The organism is Candidatus Leptofilum sp., assembly GCF_965223285.1.
GTDB lineage: Bacteria > Chloroflexota > Anaerolineae > Promineifilales > Promineifilaceae > Leptofilum.
On sequence record NZ_OZ244997.1, the window covers coordinates 6,162,359 to 6,182,178 of the forward strand.

Sequence of the window (19,820 nt, forward strand, 5' to 3'; positions counted from 1 at the left end):
AGTAATTGAGCAATTAAAGATGTCGCAAATATTGCTCTGGGTTGTTCAAAAATGAGCGGGTGACGGTAACGTGTTCCAATGATTCGTATGCCACTGGTTGCGCTGGACTGTAATCAAAACTGAGCAGGGTGGCACCGGGAAAGGCCATCAAAATGGGTGAATGCGTAGCAATGATGAACTGGCAATTTTGAGCCACCATTTCCTTCATCAAGGCAATAAGGGTAAGTTGGCGCATGGGGGAAAGCGGCGTTTCTGGTTCATCCAGCAAATACAGACTGTTCGGCTGGAAGCGTGATTGAAACAGCTCTAAAAAACTTTCGCCGTGGGAGTAGGTGTTCAGGTGACGGCCGTATTGCGAGCGCAGCGCATTTAGTTCGGTAACGTATGGCATCTTGGCCAGCCCTTTGGCATGGTCAGAGCGACCTACATACGTTTTGTCCACCTGCCGAATCTCAGCCAAAAGCTCTGCTTCCATTTGGCTTAGCCGCTTGATGTAGCCAAAAAAGTCCTCAGCGCGCAGAAAGAAACCGCTGCGAGTTTTAATCGACCAGACCAATCGCAGACGGTCGGCCAATCGCCGAACGGGGGCCAACGTCGCGTCCTGGGTAATGTCTTCGCTGCCAACGGTGTAGGCAGAAACGGCCGTTGCCAACGCCTCAATCAAAGTAGATTTTCCTGACCCATTTTCTCCGACCAAAAAGGTTACAGGGCTGGTTAACTCAATGCCTGCTTCCTGCTGCAAAGCGGGAATATTAAAGGGGTATTGCCGCCGCTCGGCATCGTCCAGAGCATCTAAATTGAGGCGAACTGTGCGCAAATGTGCCATGAATCTATTGTCCCACAGATCGAAAACCGTATCCAGTTTGAGCGCTTTTATTACAAAGGGACAAAGAAAAGGAAGGAACAAAGAAAACTAATGCTTTGTTCCTTCCTACCTTTGTTCCTTCGTATTTATTTTCCAACTTTAGCTCAGGGGGAGCAGCACCTTGGCCAGTTCGCCTTCAGGTGGGTAGCCGTAAGCATAAGAAAGCAACTCTATCGGATGCACAGAGGCTTGCCCAGTGGCAGCGGTGATTTGCCAGCGACAGGTTTCACTGTCACACACGTTGATTGGTCCGTTAACTTCATGAATGAACTCGAACAACGGCCGTCCTACATCCATTGCCACCTGGTACTTCTCTTCTTTGTAGCCATACGTTCCAGCCACACCACAGCACGTTGCCTGGCTTTCTACAATTTCCAACTCTGGAATCAAATCCATGATCTCCACGCTGGGGCGGCCCACGCGATGAGCCTTAAATTGGCACGGCATATGGTACGCTAACCGCATCGGGATCGGCCGTAAGCCGTCTGTCTTTAGCTCGCCATCATCTAGCAGCATCGTCAAAAATTCGTTCAAATCGTACGTGTTAGCCGCCAACAACCGGGCATCATCCGTGAAGTAATCCAGCAGTTCTGGTGCCTCTTCTTTAAGCGTAAGGGTGCAGCTGGTGGAGGTGCCGACAATCACATACCCTTGCTTCACGTAATCAATCAGCTTGGTGACATTGCCTTCATGGTAATCGCGGGCTGCATCAAATTCGCCGTTGGATAGCAGCGGCAGCCCACAACAATTTTGCTCTGGTACCAGCACCTCAAATCCATTGGCTTCTAACACCTGAACGGCCGCTTTGCCCACACGCGGCTCAAAATATTCGGTCGAGCATCCTCGAAAATACACAATTTTCCGGGTGGCGTTGGCGGGGGCAGATCTTTGCTTCAGCCAGTTGCTAAATTTCTCGCGAGAAAAGATAGGCAGCGGTGCTTTGGAAGCAAACCCAAACAATTTATTGGCAAAAAAGCGGCCAACGCCCCCGTGCAGCAAAAAGTTTGCCAATGGAGCCACGGGCTGGCCAAATTTCCCCAGCAGTTCTGGCCGGGCAATCAGATTATTGCGTAGCTTGTTGCGGGCCGACTGCTTACCTTCTTGCACAATGTCACCACGGACACGCGCGTTGATTTCGGCAATCTTCACGCCCGTGGGGCAAGCCATGTTGCAGGCACGGCAGCCGCTACAGTAATCTACCGAGTAGTCTGGCGTGGGCTGCTTGTTTTGGCGAAAGCGACCCGCCTGGGGTGCTTCGTATTTGGGGCCAGGGAACAGGTCGGTAACGGCCGTTACGGGGCAAGCCGTCACGCAAATATTGCATTTAATACAATGATCCAGCGTCAACTCAACCGGTTCTGCCTTTTCAAATTCGATTGTTGTATTTGCTTCCCAAACGTTCCGCATCATCTTTTTCCCATTTTGAGCCACAGAGGTCACAGAGTTTTTGGAGAAAATCTATGCAATCTGCGAAATCTTTACTGAGCCAATAAATTTCCTACAGCAAACCCGGTTGCCAAAGCCACGCCCTCGAATGAACGTTCACGAATCACTTCGCTGTGGCTGAGCGTGGTGCCTACGGCAAACAGATTTTCAAAAACTGGCTGACTGCCCCCGTTCAGTGGCTGGAATTTATCGTTCACCGTTAGCCCGGCGCGGTAGACAGGATGGCCCTTGGGGTCCATAAAATCTTGCCTAAACCAATCCAGACGGCTCTCTGGCAAAGTAACAGGCAAATCAAATACCACCTCTTTTGCGGAACCATCTTGCCGGGTCACAATGCCCCCTCCCAGGATGCCACCCGTCGCCACGACGTAGCATTGAAAGCGGTGGGGCTTGTTGCGAGCGGCTGATTCAGTGAAAACGGCCGTTACCCGGCCAGCCTCACTTTCAATGCCCACACCTTCTAAACCATGATAGACACGACCACCCGCCCGTTCAATCGCCTGCATCAAAATGGCGTGCAGCCGCATTCCCGGCAGCGACGGCGGCAAACCAGGAATCTCAAATACAGGCACGCCAATTTGCGCTTCTAAATCATTTTTGATAGCCAGCGACGGCTCTCGCCCCAAAATGGCCGGTAGCCCAACCCGCTTGGCATTACCCAACTGCGCTTTGATCCGCCGGGCCAAATCTGCTCGGAAATCAGCATGTGTCATCATAGTGCCAATGCTGACGGGCGTATTAAAGTTGCGTTCTGCCAGTCTGGGCAAATCCAGCATCAGCTCTGTGGCTTCTTGCCCCTGCTTGGTCAAATTTTCGGCGATGATATTGGGATAAAAATCAACCAGCTGCTGAATGCCCACAATCAACATCGGATCGTCACGACGCAAGTCCCCGGCAATCATCGTTTCTGGAGCCAAACAGGTTGGCCGAAACGTGCCCACAGCCGAAGGCAGTAGCCAATTTTTATCCAGCGACCCATGCAGCGGATACCCTGCCTCAGCACATAGCGTCTGAAAAGCTGTGAGTGCTGCTTCCACACCGGTAACCCCCACCAGCGCATAAGGATGCTGCGGCTGGTCGGCAATTAATTTGGCCAACGTGACGCCAGGGGATTCTACAGGTTCTGGTTCATCCACTGGGTAATAGCCCAGCACGTCGATGCAACCACTGTGCCAATGGGTAACGCCCCACCCTTTGCTAACTAATCGTACTTTCTTTTGCTGAGCGGCAAGCTGCCAAACGGCCGTTAATCCTGCCAACCCTGCCCCAACAACTAAAATATCATTTTTTGTACTCATATTACCGCATCCGGGTTTTCTTCAACGGTGCCTTTTTCGTACATCGACGGTCCCAGCCGCGACGCTTTTTCGCCCGGCAAATGGTCCGCATTGAGCACCGATAAATAGATTAACTCATCTAACCGTTCTTGCTTAAGCTGCGCCCCCCATAAAATGGGCAGCAATCCTTTCCATCGCTCCTGCAAAAAGTCGCGCAGAGCTACATTTGCCTTTTCTATCGGCAGTTTGTGCAGCTGGTGCCAGATGCCAATGGCGCGCACCGTGCAAAAACCGCCCTGGCACGGCCCCATACCCAGCCGCACATCCCGGCGAATATCGTCCAGCGTCTTGGCTTCACCTTCGTTTATGGAGCGTTCAATATCGGCACGGCTGGCCATTTCGCATTCACAAATGAGCTGCCCAAACGATTTTTCCTGCTCAGTGCGCGCCAGCCGCGCCCCCAACGTATGGTATTCTTTGTTGTGGCCGGGTTCAAATGGGTGAGGCAGCAGCTCCTCAGCGGTACGACATTCGCGTTCGGTTTTTAGCTTCTCACAAACGCGATCGGCCGTGACCTGAGCCATCTGTCGGAAAGTGGTCCATTTGCCGCCAGTGATGGTGATAAATCCTTGCAGGCCGTCCCGCGTTTCATGGTCTAACAACGTGTAAGCGCGGGTTACATCACGCGTGTCGGCGACTTTTGTTTCCTGGTACAACGGCCGTACACCGCCCCAGGCTCGCAGCATTCGCATCTCAGAAAAACCGGGGATGAGCTTGTCGGCTTCTTGCAGCATCAAGTTCACTTCCCACGGCTCAATGGCAAAATGCTCCGGGTCGGGCACCGCTTCATCCGTCGTGCCAATCACCGAGACAGTGTGAATCGGTACGATGATGTCGCCATCGGCTGGCATTTTGCAGCGATTGACCACCGTGTTGATGATGCGATAGCTCAAGGCCACCATTGTGCCCTTGCCAGCCCGTACGTTGACCTCAACCCCAATGGTGTCTGCAATTTTCCCCGCCCAGGCACCAGCGGCATTAACCACCATATCGGCCAGGATGGTCACGTCTTCATCTGCTACTAAATCGTAACAAACTGCCCCCGTTACGCGCTCTCCTTCGCGAAGCAGCGTTTTCACTTCGTGGTAGGTAAGAATTTGGGCACCGTACTGGCGCGCGCCCTCGGCCACAACCTGTGTGGCCAAAAAAGAGTCGGCGGAGCCATCTGGCACGCGAAAGCAGCGGCTGATGTTGGGGTTCAGGTGTGGCTCCTCACGAAGCATCTGTGCCACAGAAATTTCTTCGCATGGCACGCCCGTATCGCGACACCCCTGCATAAACCTGTCACCAAAATCCGGGTCATCCCAGGGTGTAGAAACAAAAAAGCCGCTCGTGTCTTCTAGACAGTGCGGCATGATTTTACGCAGGATAATATTTTCTTCGATGCACTCAGTCGCAGCTTTAGGGTCTTTGACCACATACCGGCCGCCGCTGTGCAACAGGCCGTGGTAGCGTCCGGTGGTGCCGTGGGTGAGGTCTCTTTTTTCTACCAGGGCAGTTTTGAAACCACGCTGAGCCAGATCGTACACGACGCCAGTGCCAGTTGCGCCGCCACCAATAACGAGAACTTCAGTTTCTATTTTGCGCATGTTGTGTCCTATCCTTCTTCAATCCCTCAAATAGCAATCGCCACTGAGCAATTAGGATGTTCGCAAGACAAGGAGACGCTTCAATTTAGTTTTCTAAGTTGGCAGTGCATCCCCAACCAGAGGATAATTGGGAGGTGCACAAGCAACTGCCGCTACAATTTCAAACAATTTTGGGTAGTAAGTTTGCTGTAAAAATTGCTGTTTAGAAATGTTCTTGAAGCTTCTTTGATATTACGCTGCTAGCTGATTTTGTCAACTTTCAATTTTGTGATTCGAATGATGTTTATTACGGACGGCCGTATGCCAAATGTCACCACTCTGCCTGGGGTGGCTAGTTTTACCGTGAGAATTTTTTGTTAGATTTTTGACAAATGGCGCAACCAAGCCAGAAACGGCCGTTGCACAAGTTCGGGAGTTGTTCGCTCAATGCAAAATTTAACTGGTTCGATTTTGGTCGTTGATGATAACGCCGTCATTCGCCAAATCATGAAAATGGCCCTGGAACAAAATGGCCATCATGTTACCCTGGCGGAGGATGGTCGTGAAGCACTGGAGTTGATGCATGCTCATTTCTTTGACCTGGTGTTGCTAGATATTGTAATGCCACACATGAGCGGTTTTGATGTGCTAGAGCATATGGCGCAAATTCCCGATCTTGCCAATATTCCGGTCATCGTCGTTTCGTCCGACAACCAGATTGAAAGTGCCATTCGCTGCATCCAGCTAGGCGCAGAAGATTATCTGGTGAAGCCGCCTAATCAAACCTTGCTGCGTACACGGGTTAACACCAGCTTACGCAAAAAGAAATTGCACGATCAAGAGTTAGCGCACCAGGCAGAGATGGAGCGGTTGTATGAAGCCATAAAAGAGGCCAATGCGGCAAAAACAGAATTTATTGCCATGGCAGCCCATGAATTACGGAACCCAATCGCACAAATTGCCACCACCAATCATTTGCTTGGTAAAGTCGGCGCGCTCAACAAACCTCAAGAAGGACTACTAGAAAAAGTCAATTTCAGCCTGGAGCGAATGCAAGCCTTAATTGTGGACCTGGATGATATTTCTCGTCTGGAGGCAGGCAATATTCGTCTACAGTTTGCCGAACTCGATTTGGCAGAGTTGATTGACAAAATTGCGGAAAGTTTCTCTGAGGATGTAACTGTCCACCAACACGTTTTGGCTATAGATGTTCCAGAGAATTTGCCCCCGATTTGGGCGGATTACCAGCGAATGATTCAAGTGTTTACCAACCTTATCGGGAATGCCATCAAGTACACACCTGATGGTGGCAACATCAACATAAAAGCAACCTATCTGCCTGAACACCGCACTGTGCACGTGTCGGTAACCGATACTGGCTTGGGCATTCACCCCGACGAGCGAAAACAAATTTTTTCTAAATTTTTCCGCTCAGAGAATGCAAAGGTACGGGCACGTCCTGGAACCGGCTTGGGATTGTACATCACTAAATCACTGGTTGAAATGCAGAACGGCCGTATCTGGTTTGAAAGTGAATTTGGCGAAGGAACCCAATTTCATTTAATGCTGCCAGAGGCTTCTGCTGAGTTAGACCCCCAAACAGCAGAAGCTCCAATCGAGGCAGTTTCTTTAGGTTAGAGGAACAAACACCCTATCCCCTTAATGGTATTTGCCAAGAAATCTTCAACCCAAGCCATATTTTCTGCCAACTTCTCTTTAGGCTGCATCACCTTCATCCCACCTGCCATCAGAAACGCTACTGCTAATAATCCTTGAGCAATCCACAATGCAATATTCATCGTAATCTCCTTTTTCTTTCTTGAACGAATTCCTGAAATCGTGGGGTGGGTTTTAACGGACCAGAGTCCGCTTGTCAAAGGAGCTTGTAAAGAAACCCGTTACTTTGCAAGGCGGGTTACTCTTTTTGCGCTATCATATAGAGAAGAAAATCAACTTGGAGTAATCGATTGACTGAATCAACCTCAAAATCAAACGGCCGTTCTGCTCACAGTTTAAGCAGGCAAGAATTACGCGCCAGCCTCATCCTTCCCGTTGTCATTACAATCATCATTTGGGGCGTAGGGTTGTTGCTTTATGTGGTAACCCCTGGTGAATTCAATACGGCCGTTGCCCTCTTCATCAGCCTTGCTTTGCTAAGTTTCTTGCTGTACTGGACGCGCAGTGCGGAGAAACGATTGCGAATTACGGCCGTCGTCATCGCTATCCCCGCCCTAATTGGCATCAGCCTGGGCATGATACAGGGCAGCGTCAGCACCACATTGATTGGCGTTGGCATTACCTTTTTGCTGCTGGTGCTTTACCGCACCTTCAACACCCCCATTTCCTACCGCGTCGCCTTCCGCCGCTTCCGCGCAGGTGATATGGACACTGCCCTGGATTTGGTTAACAAAGCCATTGACGCCCGCCCCGATTTTTGGGAATCCTACCAGCTGCGCGCCCTCATCCATCTAACAGAAATGGACTTTAGCCGGGCTGAACGCAGTGCCAAAGAAGCAATCACGCGCAAGCCAAACGCCCATCCCGTCTACAACACGTTGGGGCAGGTCTACCTGGCCGAAGCCAAATTTAACAAAGCACAAGACAGCTTTGCGCAGGCTTTGCAATTGGAACCCAGCAATGGATTGTATCGGTACCATTTGGGATTATGTCAATATCGCCAAGGGGAATTTCGTGATGCGGCAGCCAGCTTTTTAGAAGCAATTAGCAGCTCTCTCCGCTTCTTGGAGTATGAATTGCAGGCCCATTACTATTTGTGGCATAGCTTGATGCAACTTGGCGAGGATGAGCAAGCCAAAACGGTGCACGAGAAGATGCAGGCTTTTGCTGATAGCGTGCCTTTAGTGCAAGAACAGGTGGCCAATCAGCCAGCCTATCCTCATTTGCCTTACTTGCAGAATGATGCCGCGAGCTTAAGCCAGCAGTTTGCTGCCTAAATTTATGGCATTTGGAACGTTTCGGCGTCATGCGGATTTTGCGGGGAAGCAACACAGCCGGTAAACGTAAACGCATATAAAGCCAACCCCCGTGCCTGAAAGCTAAGGCGCAGGGTATGCTGCTCAAAATCCGGGTTTTGAACAAGGTTAACCATCCTGGGACGATCGACACGCACGAAGCTACGGCCGTTTTCCGCCCACATCACATCGCTGCCTGCTTCAACTTTAGTAAGATAACGGCCGTCTTGCACCACCTCAACCACAGGTGCCGCCTCAGTTGGACGTATTTTTAAGGCCGTTTCCACCGGGTCAGCCGACGGAGCCAGCACCGCATTCACCGAAACGGCCGAATACGGCAGCACAATCTCCCCACCCTGCTCCCCGGCAAAGGCCAACGCCTCTGGCCACGCCCGCCAAATGCCGTCCACATAAAAACAACCTTCTTGCCACGTTTTGACTGGCGGCAATTGGTAAATAATTGAGCTATCGGGCATGTATCCTTCAGGATTGCCCAACGCACCACCAAAAAGCCCGCCCCCCTGAAATCCAGCATGCAGCTCAGGCGTAGGTCGGTAGCAAACTGCCCCAGAATTATCCTCCGGGCGCAATGGCGGGAGTAAATCTGGCAAGGTCAAATCTGGGTCCCTGAGCCGGAGCAATGTTTGAATAGCCTGTTCTGTTTGCTGATAATACCCTTCGCCCTGCCGCTGGAAACGCAGATAGCCATCGGCATCAACCAGAAACTTGGTAGGCCACGCCCTGGCCGCAAACTGTGACCAATTTTTCTGCTGATTGTCTAGCAAAATAGGGTAAGGAATTTCGTATTCAGCAACCGCCGCTTCCAAATGATGACGGAACTGAGCAAAGCGGAACTCTGGCGTGTGAATGCCGATAATGACCAGCCCATGCTTAGCATACCGTTGATACCACTGTTTTAGATAGGGGAGCGTCCGCAAGCAATTAATGCAGGTATAATCCCAAAAATCAACCAGAACAACCTGGCCGCGAAGCTGAGAATTGGTGAGGGGACGGCCGTTTAGCCACTCACCCACTGCCAAAGGCGGCATACGGACGATACGAGGTTCAAGTAAACCATCAACCATTATTTGATTTTAACACGATAAAATGCGGGGGGAAATTTAGACGTTTTTGGCGAGCGTGATGAGGGTAAAACTAGCAGGGCAAGCTATCGTTGGGTTCTTCACTTTTTGGGCTGGGAATAAACGTAATAACCAAAATAGTAAACAGGATAAAAACTGGTAGCCAATTCATCATCATCTCTCCAAAATGTTTTTGTTGCTGAATCTAGGTAGATTCTTACACAGTTCCTACCTTAATTCACTAATGTGTAAATCAATCTGACGGTAAAATTGTTTACAACGATAAGGATTCAAAATGAGTCGAAAAAAAGTTACCATTCTGGATATTCAGAAACGCAAAAAAAATAATATTCCCATCACCATGCTCACGGCTTACGACTATACGGCCGCTCTCCAAGTCGATCAGGCAGATATCGACATCATTTTGGTCGGGGATTCACTGGGGATGGTGATGTTGGGCTACCCAGGCACCACCCAGGTAACGATGGCTGAGATGCTGCACCATTGCCAAGCCGTAGCGCGAGGCACATCAGCCGCATTTTTGGTGGGCGACATGCCGTTCATGAGCTACCAGGCAGACGTGGCCGAAGCGGTGCGCAATGCGGGCCGCTTCCTAAAAGAGGCGGATATGGACTGCGTGAAGGTAGAGGGGGGCCAAGAAATTGCAAACACGGTGCAGGCCATCGTGAAGGCGGGCATTCCCGTGATGGGCCACATTGGCCTGACGCCGCAAACCGTTTCCCAACTTGGTGGTTATCGTATTCAGGGGAAGACAGCCGCTTCTGCTCAGTCACTTCTAGAAGACGCACTAGCTTTGCAAGAAGCAGGCTGCTTCTCAATCGTGTTGGAGGCAGTTCCAGCACCAGTAGCCACCGTTATCTCTGAGCGACTGACTATTCCCACCATCGGCATTGGCGCAGGCGCAGGCTGCGACGGCCAAGTGCTGGTTTACCACGACATGCTGGGGCTATACGACAATCTGAAACCACGCTTTGTAAAAGAGTACGGCAAAATTGGGGAAGCTGTTATTACGGCCGTACAAACCTACACCGAAGAAGTTCGCAGCCGCCATTTTCCGGCAGAAGAACATACCTACCCGATGAAAGAAGCGGAAGAAGCCGCCTTTTTAGCAGCGGTGGCCGGGCGATAAGATGCGCGTTGCCATCATTGGCATTGGGGCCATGGGCTGCCTATTTGGGGCAAAGCTGAGTCAGGTAGCAGAGGTAACGCTGGTAGGAAATTGGCCTGCCCAGCTAACGGCGTTGCGTGAACACGGTTTGCAGTTCATTGTACCAGACGGCCGTTCCCAAACCATCCAGCTCCAAATAACGAACGATCCGCAAACGGCCGCACCTGCCGATCTGGCTTTAATTTTGGTGAAAAGTTACCAAACGCAGCAAGCTGCCGAGGTGGCAAAACAGATCATTTCGCCAAACGGCGTGGCCCTAACGCTGCAAAATGGATTGGGAAATCTGGAACAGCTAACGGCCGTCCTGGGTCACCGTCATGCCAATCTGGGCATCACCTCCGAGGGGGCAGCTCTGCTGGAGCCAGGCTTAGTGCGCCATGCAGGCAGCGGGCACACGTACATTGCTAATTCTGAAGAAACGGCCGTTCCCCCGCAAAAAATCGTCAATCTGTTTCAAGCCGCCGGATTCCAAACGAGCCTGGCCACCAACGCCGAGGGGTTGGTCTGGGGTAAGCTGGCCATCAATGCAGGAATCAATCCGTTAACGGCCGTTTTGCAAGTGCCAAATGGGTTTCTGGCCGAAAACGCCGCTGCGCGCGCGTTGATGATACTAGCTGCCCAGGAAGTCGCCGCCGTCGCTGCCGCACAAAACATTGAATTGCCCTTTGCCGATGCGGGGGCGCAAACGTTGGCGGTGGCGCAAGCGACGGCCGCCAATCACTCATCCATGCGGCAAGATGTGGCCAACGGCCGTCCGACCGAAATTGAGGCCATTTGTGGCGCAGTGGTGGCAGCGGGTCGCCGCCTGGGTGTGCCTACGCCAGTGAATTTGGTTTTGCAAACGGCCGTTCGCCAGGCCGAACAGGGCCTCTGGCCAGATGCCATCACTCCAGATGAAACCGTGCAACTGCTGCAAAGAAAAATCGCAAATTTCGCAGGCTTGTGGTGAGCAAAGCCGAACCATTAACTAGATATTTTCTTCATCTGTGTATCTCTGTGTGTCCTCTGCGTTGCCCTGTGTTCCAAAAAATTCCACAAAGGAAATCATCATGATTGTAACAAGTCAAATTGACGAACTACGAAAGCACCGCTGGGCAGACCCCAGCCTGACGTGGGGCTTTGTGCCAACGATGGGCTATCTGCACGCAGGGCATTTGTCGTTAGTGCAGCTTTCTTTAGTAGGGAATGATAAGACGGCCGTTTCTATCTACGTCAACCCGACCCAATTTGCCCCCACCGAGGATTTGAGCAGCTACCCACGCAACCTGGCAGGCGATCTGGCTCTGCTGGAAGCAGCCGGGGTTGATTTGGTGTTCACGCCCAGCGACACCATCATGTATCCACCTGGCTTCCAAACGACGGTGAACCTGAGCAACGTGACGCAACCGCTGGAAGGTAGATCCCGCCCCACCCATTTTGCTGGCGTGGCGACGGTGGTGGCCAAGCTGTTCAACATTGTGCAGCCCACCCGCGCTTATTTTGGCCAAAAAGATGCCCAGCAAACAGTTGTGCTGCGCCAGTTGGTGCGCGATCTTAACTTTAATGTGGCAATGATCATCGGCCCGACAAGCCGGGAGCCGGATAGCTTGGCGATGAGTTCCCGCAATGCGCGATTGTCTAAAGCGGATCGCTTGGCTGCCCCAATACTGTATCAGGCACTGAGCGCGGCTAAGAACGCGTACGCTTCGGGGGAACGGTCTGGAGTGGCTTTGCGAGGGCTGATGTGGGAAATGATTACGGCCGTTCCCCAAGCCAAAATTGATTACGTGAGCGCGGCCGATCCGAAAACACTGGAAGAGTTGGAGATTGTTGAAGATGGGGTGTTGTTGTCAACGGCCGTTTTCTTTGGCAAAACTCGGCTCATCGACAACATTTTAATTGAAGCCACAGAGAACACAGAGGAAAAAGAGGGAAATTTCTAAACCCTCTGTGTCCTCTGTGGCCAAAAATCAGTCAACCAGGCTTCGGCCCGTCATGTCGCTGGGCTGGTCAACACCCATCAAATCGAGAACCGTCGGAGCGACATCGGCCAGGATGCCACGGGGGCACAACCAGATTGGATCATTACAAATCACAAAGAAGGAGATGGGCTGGATGGTGTGGTAGGTGTGCGGCTCGCCTGTTTTCTCGTTAACCATGATTTCGCAATTGCCATGATCAGCGGTAACAAGTGCCGCCCCGCCTTTTTGCAGGATGGCATCCACCAGACGACCTGCACATTCGTCCACTGCTTCTACGGCACGAACGGCCGCTTCCAAAACGCCCGTATGCCCCACCATATCTGGATTTGCATAATTCACCAAAATGAAATCATCGTCATGGTTTTGAATGCGCTGGATCACGGCCTCCGTCAGTTCGTAGGCACTCATTTCTGGCTGCAGATCGTAGGTAGCTACTTTGGGCGAGGGCTGCAAATGACGCTCTTCGCCTGGGAATGGGGTCTCGTCACCACCGTTGAAAAAGTAGGTAACATGGGCATATTTTTCAGTTTCGGCCGCGTGGAACTGCTTGAGACCAGCCTTGCTCACCACTTCGGCCAGCACGTTGGTTAGCTCTACGTCCGGGAAAATTACGTCGGCGGTAAATCGCTCTTCGTAGTTGGTCATCGTCACCAGATGCAAATTTGGGATGAAGTCGCGCTCAAACCCATCAAAATCCTCAAAAGAGAAGATTTCTACCGGCTGACGCATCCGGTCGGCGCGGAAGTTGTAGAAGATGAGGCAGTCGCCGGGCTGTATGGTCACATCTCGATCACCCACTTCGATGGCAACAGGTAGAATGAACTCGTCTGTCACCTCATTGCTATACGAATTTTTCAGGGCTGCGGAGGCGGAAACGGCCGTTGCCCCATCTTTCCCCTCATGAGCTGCTATCACCCGGTAGCCCATCGCCGTGCGCTCCCACCGTTTGTCGCGATCCATGGTGTAGTAACGGCCGCACACGGAGGCAATGACGCCGGGATGATCTGCTAGGTACGCTTCCAGCTTTTCGACAAAGCCCAGGCCGCTTTGGGGTGGCGTATCGCGGCCATCGGTGATGACATGGACAATCGGCTCAATGTCGGCCTCTTCAGCCAGACGCAGCAGTGCATACAGGTGATCCTGGTGGCTGTGGACGCCACCGTTGCCCATCAGGCCAATCAGATGCAGCTTGCTGCCTTTCTTTTTGACCTGCGCCACAGCGTTCCGTAACGCTTCTTGCTGGGCAAAACGGCCTTCTTGAATGGCAAGGTTGATGCGGGTTAAATCCTGGTACACAATGCGGCCTGCGCCTAAATTGAGATGGCCCACTTCCGAGTTTCCCATCTGGCCATCGGGCAAGCCCACAGCCTGACCAGAGGCATCCAAAATGGCACGTTCGCGTGTTTTAAGCCAATTATGGAAGTTGGGCGTGTTGGCCTGCACCACGGCATTGCCATGCGCCATTTCACGAATCCCCCACCCGTCCAAAATGATGAGGGCGACTGGTTTGTAGCTCATTGATGACTCCTTGGTATATTTTGCCACAGAGACCACAGAGGGAAGAGAGAAATCCATGAACGCAAATTGCGCCATCTGCGAAATCTGTACATTATCATTCAAATCTTAAGCGGTGGAAATGATGGTGAATGAAGTGTACTAAAGACCGAGCAGGTTTCCAAAAATCTATGAGGCCGGTCTGCAATGGCTGAAAGCAAAAAACGACAGGCAAATTACCTGTCGTTTTTAGAGGCTCCTCAGGTTGGACTCGAACCAACAACCCTGCGGTTAACAGCCGCATGCTCTGCCATTGAGCTACTGAGGAACGCAGCGTGCGGAATTATAGCAAAACAGGGGGTCGTGTCAAGCAAAAGTTACGGCCGTTAACCAACCAGATAGCAATTATCAAAACTATGATAAGCGTAAATTATTGCCAAACAGATGGCACTATTTTATACTGTTTTCACGCTGCAAGTTGCCAGCTTTGGAGGGTGCAATGAACAAAATTGACGAAACAGAAACAACCCATACGCCCATCTCATTGATGGCCGTCTTTGCCGATGCCTTCAAAATCGAGCCAAATAAACAGTCCTTTTTGCTGCGCGGCATCTACCAGGATCGCAAACGCAACAGCTACAGGGGCTATTACTTTGATCGCTTAAAAGATGAACGCGGCGGGCAAATTATCACGCTGAAGCTACCAGAAAAGTTAAAGCAGCAGGTTGCGGATGGCGGTTTTTACTGTTTTCAGGGGCAGCTCCAGAAAGATGTCCGTTGGGATGGGGTGATTGAGCCAGTTTTTCTGGTCACAAGGCTTGTACAGCAAATTGCCGACGACGACGTAGGCAGGGCAGACATCCGCGCCACGCTGCGGCAGGCCAAAGTCGGGCAGGGGTATGGCGATTTGGAAGCAAAATTGCGGGCAATCTTGGCTGAGGGGCAACGGCCGCATATTGCGCTCATCAGCGGCAAAACGAGCATTGTGCTACTGGACTTGTTTGCAGCATTAAAGCAAGCCCGAAACAGCTATCAATTCAGCGAGCAGCGCATCAATCTGTTGGACAAAGAAGCCATCATCCACGCCCTGTTGGCAGCCGATGAGAAATTTGATCTGATTGCGATTATTCGGGGCGGCGGGCCAGGGCTGCAAATATTTGATGATGTGGAAATTGCAGAGGCCGCCCTTCAGCTAAAGTCAGATTTGGCGACGGCCGTTGGCCATGCCCAAGACGAGACGCTGCTGGAACAGATTGCCGACCAGCGGTTCACAACCCCGACAGCGTTTGGTACTTTTTTGCGAGAAACGGGCGTTGCCAGCCAGGAGCCAGCCAACGCCAAAACAACCAAACCCACCCAGGCTACCCCTGCAAATCGTCTCGTTATTTGGATACTCTTGGCGGCAATGTTGTTAACATTGGGTGTTTTACTAGGTATGGCACTCAGTTGAGACTCAATGAATCTACAAGTATTTGACGAAAATATCTTTTTTGAATCTGACCACTTGTTAAGCAAGTGGGGCTTCGCCGACGGCACGCTGCTAGACAATTTGCTGCGCCAAAATGGATACGGCCACATGGCTGAAAGCAATGATGAATGGTATGAATTTTCGCGGCGCGTTTTGTGCGAAGTGGTGGAGATGTTCGTCTGTACAAAAATTCACAACGGTATCAAGCCGTACCGTATGGCTACCAGCCACAATCCCATTCGGGTGTATGAAGTGGACGGCCGTCACGTCACCGATTATGCAGATCCACCCATCCTCCAACCATTAACAGTTTCTGTACCGAAAGAAGTGATTTTGGAAACGGCCGTTCATCTCTATGCCGCTCGTTTTACGCCCTCAGGGGAGATTGTTTCCCACATGGTCAGGTCTGAGTGGGCAACGGCCGTTGCTACCCAACACGGCTGGGATGAATAAGAATTTGACATCTGCCAAGCTAGTAAGGAAAATTCTTGGCATTCGCGTAATAGCTACACTTAAAAGTACGAGAAGAAAAAATGAAACATTCAAATCCTTCACCGTCCACCAAAACCACTGAGATGCAAAAAGCAAGCTATGAGAAGTTACTTGATAGCTTGGGTAATGCCTCTTTGGAAACAACAAGAGTATTTCTAGCAGACCGTGAAACGGCCGTACCCGAAGAAGGCATAACGGAAGACATCATTGCTCGACTAGAAAAACGGATTGCAGATAGCGGCTCGTAACGGCCGGAATACGTGACTAAAAATTTTGCCGACCTATGCTACAATGGCTGCATTCATTCAGATGGCGATGGAGCATGTGATATGGAAACACAATTTTTATTAGAACGCATTACCCTCAACCCAGACATTTGCCATGGAAAGCCATGTATTCGCAATTTGCGCTATCCAGTTGAATTTATTTTGGAATTGCTAAGCACTGGGATGAGCAGCGAGGAGATATTGGCTGATTATGAAGACCTGGAATATGAAGATATTCTGGCCTCACTTGCTTTTGCCACGCGGTTGAGTCAGGTAAAACGACTAGAAACCGTACTGGCATGAAGTTCCTCGTAGATGCACAGTTGCCTAAAAGATTGGCTTCTCAATTAAACTCAGCAGGGCATGATGCAATCCATACGCTTGACCTGCCAATGAAAAATCGTACGCCAGATGCAACTATCAACCAGATATCTTTGGCTGAACAGCGTGCCGTTGTAACCAAAGATGCTGACTTTCGTGACTCTCATTTGATCAAGAACAAACCCTACAAATTATTGCTGGTCTCAACAGGTAATATCAGCAATAATGACCTACTCAGGATATTTACCCAAAACCTCGACCGCATTGTTGAAGCATTTGAGTCATCTTCATATATCGAGCTGGATCGACATCATCTGACAATTCACCAATAGAAGGTGCAGCTTTTAACAAGTAACCCTATTGCCATTCTTCGAATGAGCCAGATGCTAAATTTTGCAAAAAGTGAATGCTGGTTTCGATGCCTCGGTAGAAGTTGGGCAGGTAAAACCGCTCGTTGGGAGCGTGAATTTGGTCGCCAGGTAGGCCAAAGCCCATCAGCACCGTCTCCAAACCTAGCTCGCTTTGGAATTGGGAAACCACCGGAATCGAACCCCCTTCCCGCATGAAAAAGGGTTCTTCGCCAAACGCGGTGGCATACGCTTTAGCCGCTGCCTGCATCGCGGGGATGTTGAAGTCGGTGATGCTGGCGAGTGCGCCGTGTTCTAAGGTAACAGTTACCTTTACTGAGGGCGGGGCCAGTTTGGCAACATACGCCTTGAGCAAATGAAAAATTTCATCCGGCTCCTGATCTGGCACCAGGCGCATACTCAGTTTGGCATGAACTTTGGATGGCAGCACCGTCTTTGCCCCCGGCCCGGTGTAGCCGCCGATGATGCCGTGCACGTCCAGCGTGGGGCGTGCGCCGAGCCGCTCCACCAGCGTGTAATCCGGGTCACCCCACGGTTCTGGCGCGCCGGTTTCGGCCAGCCAAGCCGCTTCATCCAGCGGAAATTGAGCCAAAATGTTGCGCTCCTGTTCGGTTAACGGCCGTACCGCATCATAAAAGCCCGGAATGAGAACACGGCCGTCTTCATCCTTCAGCTTGGCAATGATGTGACCCAGCACGTTGAGCGGGTTGTTGATGCCCCCACCAAAGCTACCGGAATGTAAATCCCGCTTCGGCCCCACGATGTCAATATAGGCGTAGCACATGCCACGCAGGCCGTACACAATGGCAGGCTGCTGAGCGTTTACCATCGCCGTGTCGGATACCAAGGCTACATCTGCGGCCAGTTTTGCCTTGTTTTGCGGGATGAACGCTTCCAAACTTTCACCGCCGCTTTCTTCCTCCCCTTCCACAATGAACTTGACGTTGACAGGTAAACGGCCGTTGCTCTGCAAAATCGCTTCCACTGCTTTGACGTGAACGTACACCTGCCCCTTGTCATCTGATGCGCCCCGCGCATACAAAAAATCATCCCGCACCGTTGGCTCAAACGGTGGCGAGTCCCACAGCTCCAGCGGCTCGGCGGGCTGGACGTCGTAATGGCCGTAGATGAGCACTGTGGGCGCGTCGCCCGCGTGCAGCCAATCTGCATAGACCAGCGGATGCCGCTGTGTGGCAATGATCTCCACATTTTCCAGCCCGGCCTGCTTCATTTTGTCAGCTAGCCATTGGGCAGCAACGGCCGTATCTTCCGTCCGTTCTGGCTGGGTGCTAATGCTGGGGATGCGTAAAAAATCAATCAATTCGGCCAAATAATCAGCCTGGTGTGCACGGGCGTAAGCAATTGGGTCGGGCATCTTCATCTCCATTTAATTGTGGCTGGCAACCGCCATTTTGCTGCTGATTACCAGTTTGCGTGTATAATCCACTCGTTTTGGGCTAAAGAGAAAACCCAAAACGAGATTATAAGCAACAAGGCAAAGTTAGCCACCATGAGCACATCCAATTCAAGCCAAAATGAAACTGTGAATTTGACGGCATTACTGGAAAGCGTTTTGTTTGTCGCCAGCGGCCCAGTCTCTATCGGCCGTTTGGCCAAAGCGTTGGAAACTACGTCGGCCGTCGTCAAAAATTTGCTCGATTCGCTGGAAAGCGAGTACGCGACGCGCGGCCTGCGCCTGCAATGGAGTGGCAACGATGTGCAGCTCACCACTGCGCCAGAATCTAGCGACGTGATTGAGCGCTTTTTGGGGCTTGAGCTAACCACGCGGCTCAGCCAGGCGGCGCTGGAGGTGCTGGCAATTGTCGCCTACATGCAACCGGTCACAAGACCGCAAATTGACCAAATTCGGGGTGTCAATTCTGATGGCTCACTGCGAACGCTGCTGAGTAAAGGGCTTATTGAGGAAATTGGCCGCATGGAAACGCCGGGACGGCCGATTCTTTACGGCAGCACCCCAGAATTCCTACAACATTTTGGCCTCAACAGCGTGGTGGAATTGCCAGAGTTGGAAGAGGTGGTAGACGAGGAAGATGAGATTGGAGATTAGAGATTGGAGACTGGCGCACATCAATCTCCAATCTCCAGTCTCCTTTTTAAAAATGGAAGAAAGAATCCAAAAACTGATGGCCCAGGCTGGAATTGGCTCCCGGCGCGAGTGTGAAAAGCTGATTGCCGACGGCCGTGTGACGGTAAACGGCCGTCGCGCCAAGCTAGGCGAGAAAGCCAACTCCGCCACGGATACGATTGTAGTAAACGGCCAACCCATTAAGCCACAGCAAACCGAACCCATCTACGTTGCTTTGCACAAACCCAAAGGCGTCATCTCCTCGCTGGATGATGAGCTGGAAGCAGGGCGTACCACCGTGCGCGACCTGGTGCCGCTGCCGGGGCACCTTTACCCGGTGGGACGGCTCGACAAGCAAAGCACCGGCCTCATCCTCATGACCAACGACGGCGATCTGGCCCACAAGCTCACCCATCCCCGTTATGGCCACGAAAAAACGTACAAGGTTGTGGTGGAAGGGCGAATTAGCCAGGAGGCATTGACGCGGTGGCAGGAAGGGGTGTATCTGGACGGCCGTAAAACCATCCCCACCAAAATCACCATCATCCAGCAAGACGTGTCTTTTACCCGGCTAGAAATTGTGATGCGCGAGGGGCGCAAGCGGCAAATTCGGCGCATCGCCAACATGCTGGGCTTCCCGGTGCGGCAGCTTGTTCGTGAAAAGATCGGCCCGCTCACGCTGGGCAACTTGAAACTGGGCGATTGGCGGCATCTGACTGCAAAGGAAGTGACTATGTTAAAAGCGGCCGTTGCTTCAGTCAAAGCAAAACGGCCGCGTCACAAATCGTCCCATCACTCCAGCCGAAAAACGGGTCGCGGCAAACCAACTAACCGACTCCAAAGCAACTCCCGCAAAAAAGGGGGCCGTTCGGTGGGCAAAAGAGGATCAAAAAACAAACGGTAAA

The 19,820-nt window shown here is 51.6% G+C and carries 20 protein-coding genes and 1 tRNA gene; 12 read left to right on the forward strand and 9 right to left on the reverse strand.

Annotated features, from left to right (window positions below; genetic code table 11):
* Positions 1-13 precede the first annotated feature (13 nt).
* The 4 genes from ACOQPU_RS27570 to glpA all read right to left on the reverse strand — a co-directional run bounded on the left by ACOQPU_RS27570 (position 14) and on the right by glpA (position 5,237).
* Complete coding sequence (locus ACOQPU_RS27570) at positions 14-826, reverse strand: AAA family ATPase (RefSeq protein WP_420643040.1); 813 nt, start codon at positions 824-826, stop codon at positions 14-16.
* A 138-nt stretch (positions 827-964) separates the two neighbouring features.
* Positions 965-2,275, reverse strand: a complete 1,311-nt coding sequence (locus tag ACOQPU_RS27575) for an anaerobic glycerol-3-phosphate dehydrogenase subunit C (RefSeq protein ID WP_420643041.1) — start codon at positions 2,273-2,275, stop codon at positions 965-967.
* A gap of 68 nt (positions 2,276-2,343) precedes the next feature.
* Positions 2,344-3,609 (reverse strand): glycerol-3-phosphate dehydrogenase subunit GlpB, encoded by a 1,266-nt coding sequence (gene glpB / locus ACOQPU_RS27580; protein ID WP_420643042.1) that lies wholly within the window; start codon positions 3,607-3,609, stop codon positions 2,344-2,346.
* Positions 3,606-5,237 carry an anaerobic glycerol-3-phosphate dehydrogenase subunit GlpA gene (gene glpA / locus ACOQPU_RS27585; protein ID WP_420643043.1) on the reverse strand — a complete coding sequence of 544 codons (1,632 nt, stop codon included), beginning with the start codon at positions 5,235-5,237 and terminating at the stop codon, positions 3,606-3,608. The genes glpB and glpA overlap by 4 nt, the downstream gene beginning before the upstream one ends.
* Positions 5,238-5,663: 426 nt before the next feature.
* On the opposite strand from glpA, the gene ACOQPU_RS27590 reads away from it, so the two are divergent.
* Positions 5,664-6,854, forward strand: coding sequence for a hybrid sensor histidine kinase/response regulator (locus ACOQPU_RS27590; RefSeq protein WP_420643044.1), 1,191 nt, complete (start codon positions 5,664-5,666; stop codon positions 6,852-6,854).
* Here the strand turns inward: ACOQPU_RS27590 and ACOQPU_RS27595 are convergent.
* Positions 6,851-7,015: a DoxX family protein gene (locus tag ACOQPU_RS27595; protein ID WP_420643045.1), complete on the reverse strand. Its 165-nt coding sequence runs from the start codon at positions 7,013-7,015 to the stop codon at positions 6,851-6,853. The two genes, ACOQPU_RS27590 and ACOQPU_RS27595, sit on opposite strands and share 4 nt — an antisense overlap.
* A gap of 168 nt (positions 7,016-7,183) precedes the next feature.
* Here ACOQPU_RS27595 and ACOQPU_RS27600 point away from each other — a divergent pair, with 168 nt between their 5' ends.
* Entirely contained in the window at positions 7,184-8,170 is a 987-nt protein-coding gene (locus tag ACOQPU_RS27600; RefSeq protein ID WP_420643046.1) for a tetratricopeptide repeat protein, read from the forward strand.
* A gap of 2 nt (positions 8,171-8,172) precedes the next feature.
* Here the strand turns inward: ACOQPU_RS27600 and ACOQPU_RS27605 are convergent, their stop codons facing one another.
* The gene (locus ACOQPU_RS27605; protein ID WP_420643047.1) at positions 8,173-9,273 is read right to left on the reverse strand and encodes a redoxin domain-containing protein; all 1,101 of its coding nucleotides are present in this window, start codon (positions 9,271-9,273) and stop codon (positions 8,173-8,175) included.
* A 292-nt stretch (positions 9,274-9,565) separates the two neighbouring features.
* On the opposite strand from ACOQPU_RS27605, the gene panB reads away from it, so the two are divergent.
* The 3 genes from panB to panC all read left to right on the forward strand — a co-directional run bounded on the left by panB (position 9,566) and on the right by panC (position 12,381).
* Positions 9,566-10,420, forward strand: a complete 855-nt coding sequence (gene panB, locus ACOQPU_RS27610) for a 3-methyl-2-oxobutanoate hydroxymethyltransferase (protein ID WP_420643048.1) — start codon at positions 9,566-9,568, stop codon at positions 10,418-10,420.
* A 1-nt stretch (position 10,421) separates the two neighbouring features.
* Positions 10,422-11,408, forward strand: a complete 987-nt coding sequence (locus tag ACOQPU_RS27615) for a ketopantoate reductase family protein (RefSeq protein ID WP_420643049.1) — start codon at positions 10,422-10,424, stop codon at positions 11,406-11,408.
* Positions 11,409-11,508: 100 nt separating this feature from the next.
* Positions 11,509-12,381 carry a pantoate--beta-alanine ligase gene (gene panC, locus ACOQPU_RS27620; protein WP_420643050.1) on the forward strand — a complete coding sequence of 291 codons (873 nt, stop codon included), beginning with the start codon at positions 11,509-11,511 and terminating at the stop codon, positions 12,379-12,381.
* 27 nt (positions 12,382-12,408) lie between these two features.
* Here panC and gpmI read toward each other — a convergent pair whose 3' ends face one another.
* Both gpmI and ACOQPU_RS27630 read right to left on the reverse strand, forming a co-directional pair.
* The gene (gpmI, locus tag ACOQPU_RS27625) at positions 12,409-13,938 is read right to left on the reverse strand and encodes a 2,3-bisphosphoglycerate-independent phosphoglycerate mutase (protein ID WP_420643051.1); all 1,530 of its coding nucleotides are present in this window, start codon (positions 13,936-13,938) and stop codon (positions 12,409-12,411) included.
* Between the two features lie 232 nt (positions 13,939-14,170).
* Positions 14,171-14,242 (reverse strand) — tRNA-Asn (locus ACOQPU_RS27630).
* A 171-nt stretch (positions 14,243-14,413) separates the two neighbouring features.
* Here ACOQPU_RS27630 and ACOQPU_RS27635 point away from each other — a divergent pair.
* From ACOQPU_RS27635 to ACOQPU_RS27655, 5 genes are all read left to right on the forward strand, one after another.
* A complete protein-coding gene (locus ACOQPU_RS27635; RefSeq protein ID WP_420643052.1) occupies positions 14,414-15,364 on the forward strand; it encodes an exodeoxyribonuclease VII large subunit in 951 nt (316 codons plus the stop codon).
* Positions 15,365-15,370: 6 nt separating this feature from the next.
* Positions 15,371-15,835: a hypothetical protein gene (locus ACOQPU_RS27640; protein WP_420643053.1), complete on the forward strand. Its 465-nt coding sequence runs from the start codon at positions 15,371-15,373 to the stop codon at positions 15,833-15,835.
* An 80-nt stretch (positions 15,836-15,915) separates the two neighbouring features.
* The gene (locus ACOQPU_RS27645) at positions 15,916-16,122 is read left to right on the forward strand and encodes a hypothetical protein (RefSeq protein WP_420643054.1); all 207 of its coding nucleotides are present in this window, start codon (positions 15,916-15,918) and stop codon (positions 16,120-16,122) included.
* An 81-nt stretch (positions 16,123-16,203) separates the two neighbouring features.
* Entirely contained in the window at positions 16,204-16,443 is a 240-nt protein-coding gene (locus ACOQPU_RS27650) for a DUF433 domain-containing protein (RefSeq protein WP_420643055.1), read from the forward strand.
* Positions 16,440-16,793: a DUF5615 family PIN-like protein gene (locus ACOQPU_RS27655; protein ID WP_420643056.1), complete on the forward strand. Its 354-nt coding sequence runs from the start codon at positions 16,440-16,442 to the stop codon at positions 16,791-16,793. The genes ACOQPU_RS27650 and ACOQPU_RS27655 overlap by 4 nt, the downstream gene beginning before the upstream one ends.
* A 25-nt stretch (positions 16,794-16,818) precedes the next feature.
* Here the strand turns inward: ACOQPU_RS27655 and ACOQPU_RS27660 are convergent, their stop codons facing one another.
* Entirely contained in the window at positions 16,819-18,204 is a 1,386-nt protein-coding gene (locus tag ACOQPU_RS27660; RefSeq protein ID WP_420643057.1) for a dipeptidase, read from the reverse strand.
* Between the two features lie 135 nt (positions 18,205-18,339).
* Here ACOQPU_RS27660 and scpB point away from each other — a divergent pair, with 135 nt between their 5' ends.
* Both scpB and ACOQPU_RS27670 read left to right on the forward strand, forming a co-directional pair.
* Positions 18,340-18,897, forward strand: a complete 558-nt coding sequence (gene scpB / locus ACOQPU_RS27665) for an SMC-Scp complex subunit ScpB (protein WP_420643058.1) — start codon at positions 18,340-18,342, stop codon at positions 18,895-18,897.
* A 52-nt stretch (positions 18,898-18,949) separates the two neighbouring features.
* A complete protein-coding gene (locus ACOQPU_RS27670; RefSeq protein ID WP_420643059.1) occupies positions 18,950-19,819 on the forward strand; it encodes a pseudouridine synthase in 870 nt (289 codons plus the stop codon).
* Position 19,820: the final 1 nt, after the last annotated feature.

Coding starts and splice junctions, on each gene's coding strand:
- ACOQPU_RS27570 (WP_420643040.1), bottom strand. CDS start 826: ATGGCACATTTGCGCACAGTTCGCCTCAATTTAGATGCTCTGGACGAT.
- ACOQPU_RS27575 (WP_420643041.1), bottom strand. CDS start 2,275: ATGATGCGGAACGTTTGGGAAGCAAATACAACAATCGAATTTGAAAAG.
- glpB (WP_420643042.1), bottom strand. CDS start 3,609: ATGAGTACAAAAAATGATATTTTAGTTGTTGGGGCAGGGTTGGCAGGA.
- glpA (WP_420643043.1), bottom strand. CDS start 5,237: ATGCGCAAAATAGAAACTGAAGTTCTCGTTATTGGTGGCGGCGCAACT.
- ACOQPU_RS27590 (WP_420643044.1), top strand. CDS start 5,664: ATGCAAAATTTAACTGGTTCGATTTTGGTCGTTGATGATAACGCCGTC.
- ACOQPU_RS27595 (WP_420643045.1), bottom strand. CDS start 7,015: ATGAATATTGCATTGTGGATTGCTCAAGGATTATTAGCAGTAGCGTTT.
- ACOQPU_RS27605 (WP_420643047.1), bottom strand. CDS start 9,273: ATGGTTGATGGTTTACTTGAACCTCGTATCGTCCGTATGCCGCCTTTG.
- panB (WP_420643048.1), top strand. CDS start 9,566: ATGAGTCGAAAAAAAGTTACCATTCTGGATATTCAGAAACGCAAAAAA.
- ACOQPU_RS27615 (WP_420643049.1), top strand. CDS start 10,422: ATGCGCGTTGCCATCATTGGCATTGGGGCCATGGGCTGCCTATTTGGG.
- panC (WP_420643050.1), top strand. CDS start 11,509: ATGATTGTAACAAGTCAAATTGACGAACTACGAAAGCACCGCTGGGCA.
- gpmI (WP_420643051.1), bottom strand. CDS start 13,938: ATGAGCTACAAACCAGTCGCCCTCATCATTTTGGACGGGTGGGGGATT.
- ACOQPU_RS27635 (WP_420643052.1), top strand. CDS start 14,414: ATGAACAAAATTGACGAAACAGAAACAACCCATACGCCCATCTCATTG.
- ACOQPU_RS27640 (WP_420643053.1), top strand. CDS start 15,371: ATGAATCTACAAGTATTTGACGAAAATATCTTTTTTGAATCTGACCAC.
- ACOQPU_RS27645 (WP_420643054.1), top strand. CDS start 15,916: ATGAAACATTCAAATCCTTCACCGTCCACCAAAACCACTGAGATGCAA.
- ACOQPU_RS27650 (WP_420643055.1), top strand. CDS start 16,204: ATGGAAACACAATTTTTATTAGAACGCATTACCCTCAACCCAGACATT.
- ACOQPU_RS27655 (WP_420643056.1), top strand. CDS start 16,440: ATGAAGTTCCTCGTAGATGCACAGTTGCCTAAAAGATTGGCTTCTCAA.
- ACOQPU_RS27660 (WP_420643057.1), bottom strand. CDS start 18,204: ATGCCCGACCCAATTGCTTACGCCCGTGCACACCAGGCTGATTATTTG.
- scpB (WP_420643058.1), top strand. CDS start 18,340: ATGAGCACATCCAATTCAAGCCAAAATGAAACTGTGAATTTGACGGCA.
- ACOQPU_RS27670 (WP_420643059.1), top strand. CDS start 18,950: ATGGAAGAAAGAATCCAAAAACTGATGGCCCAGGCTGGAATTGGCTCC.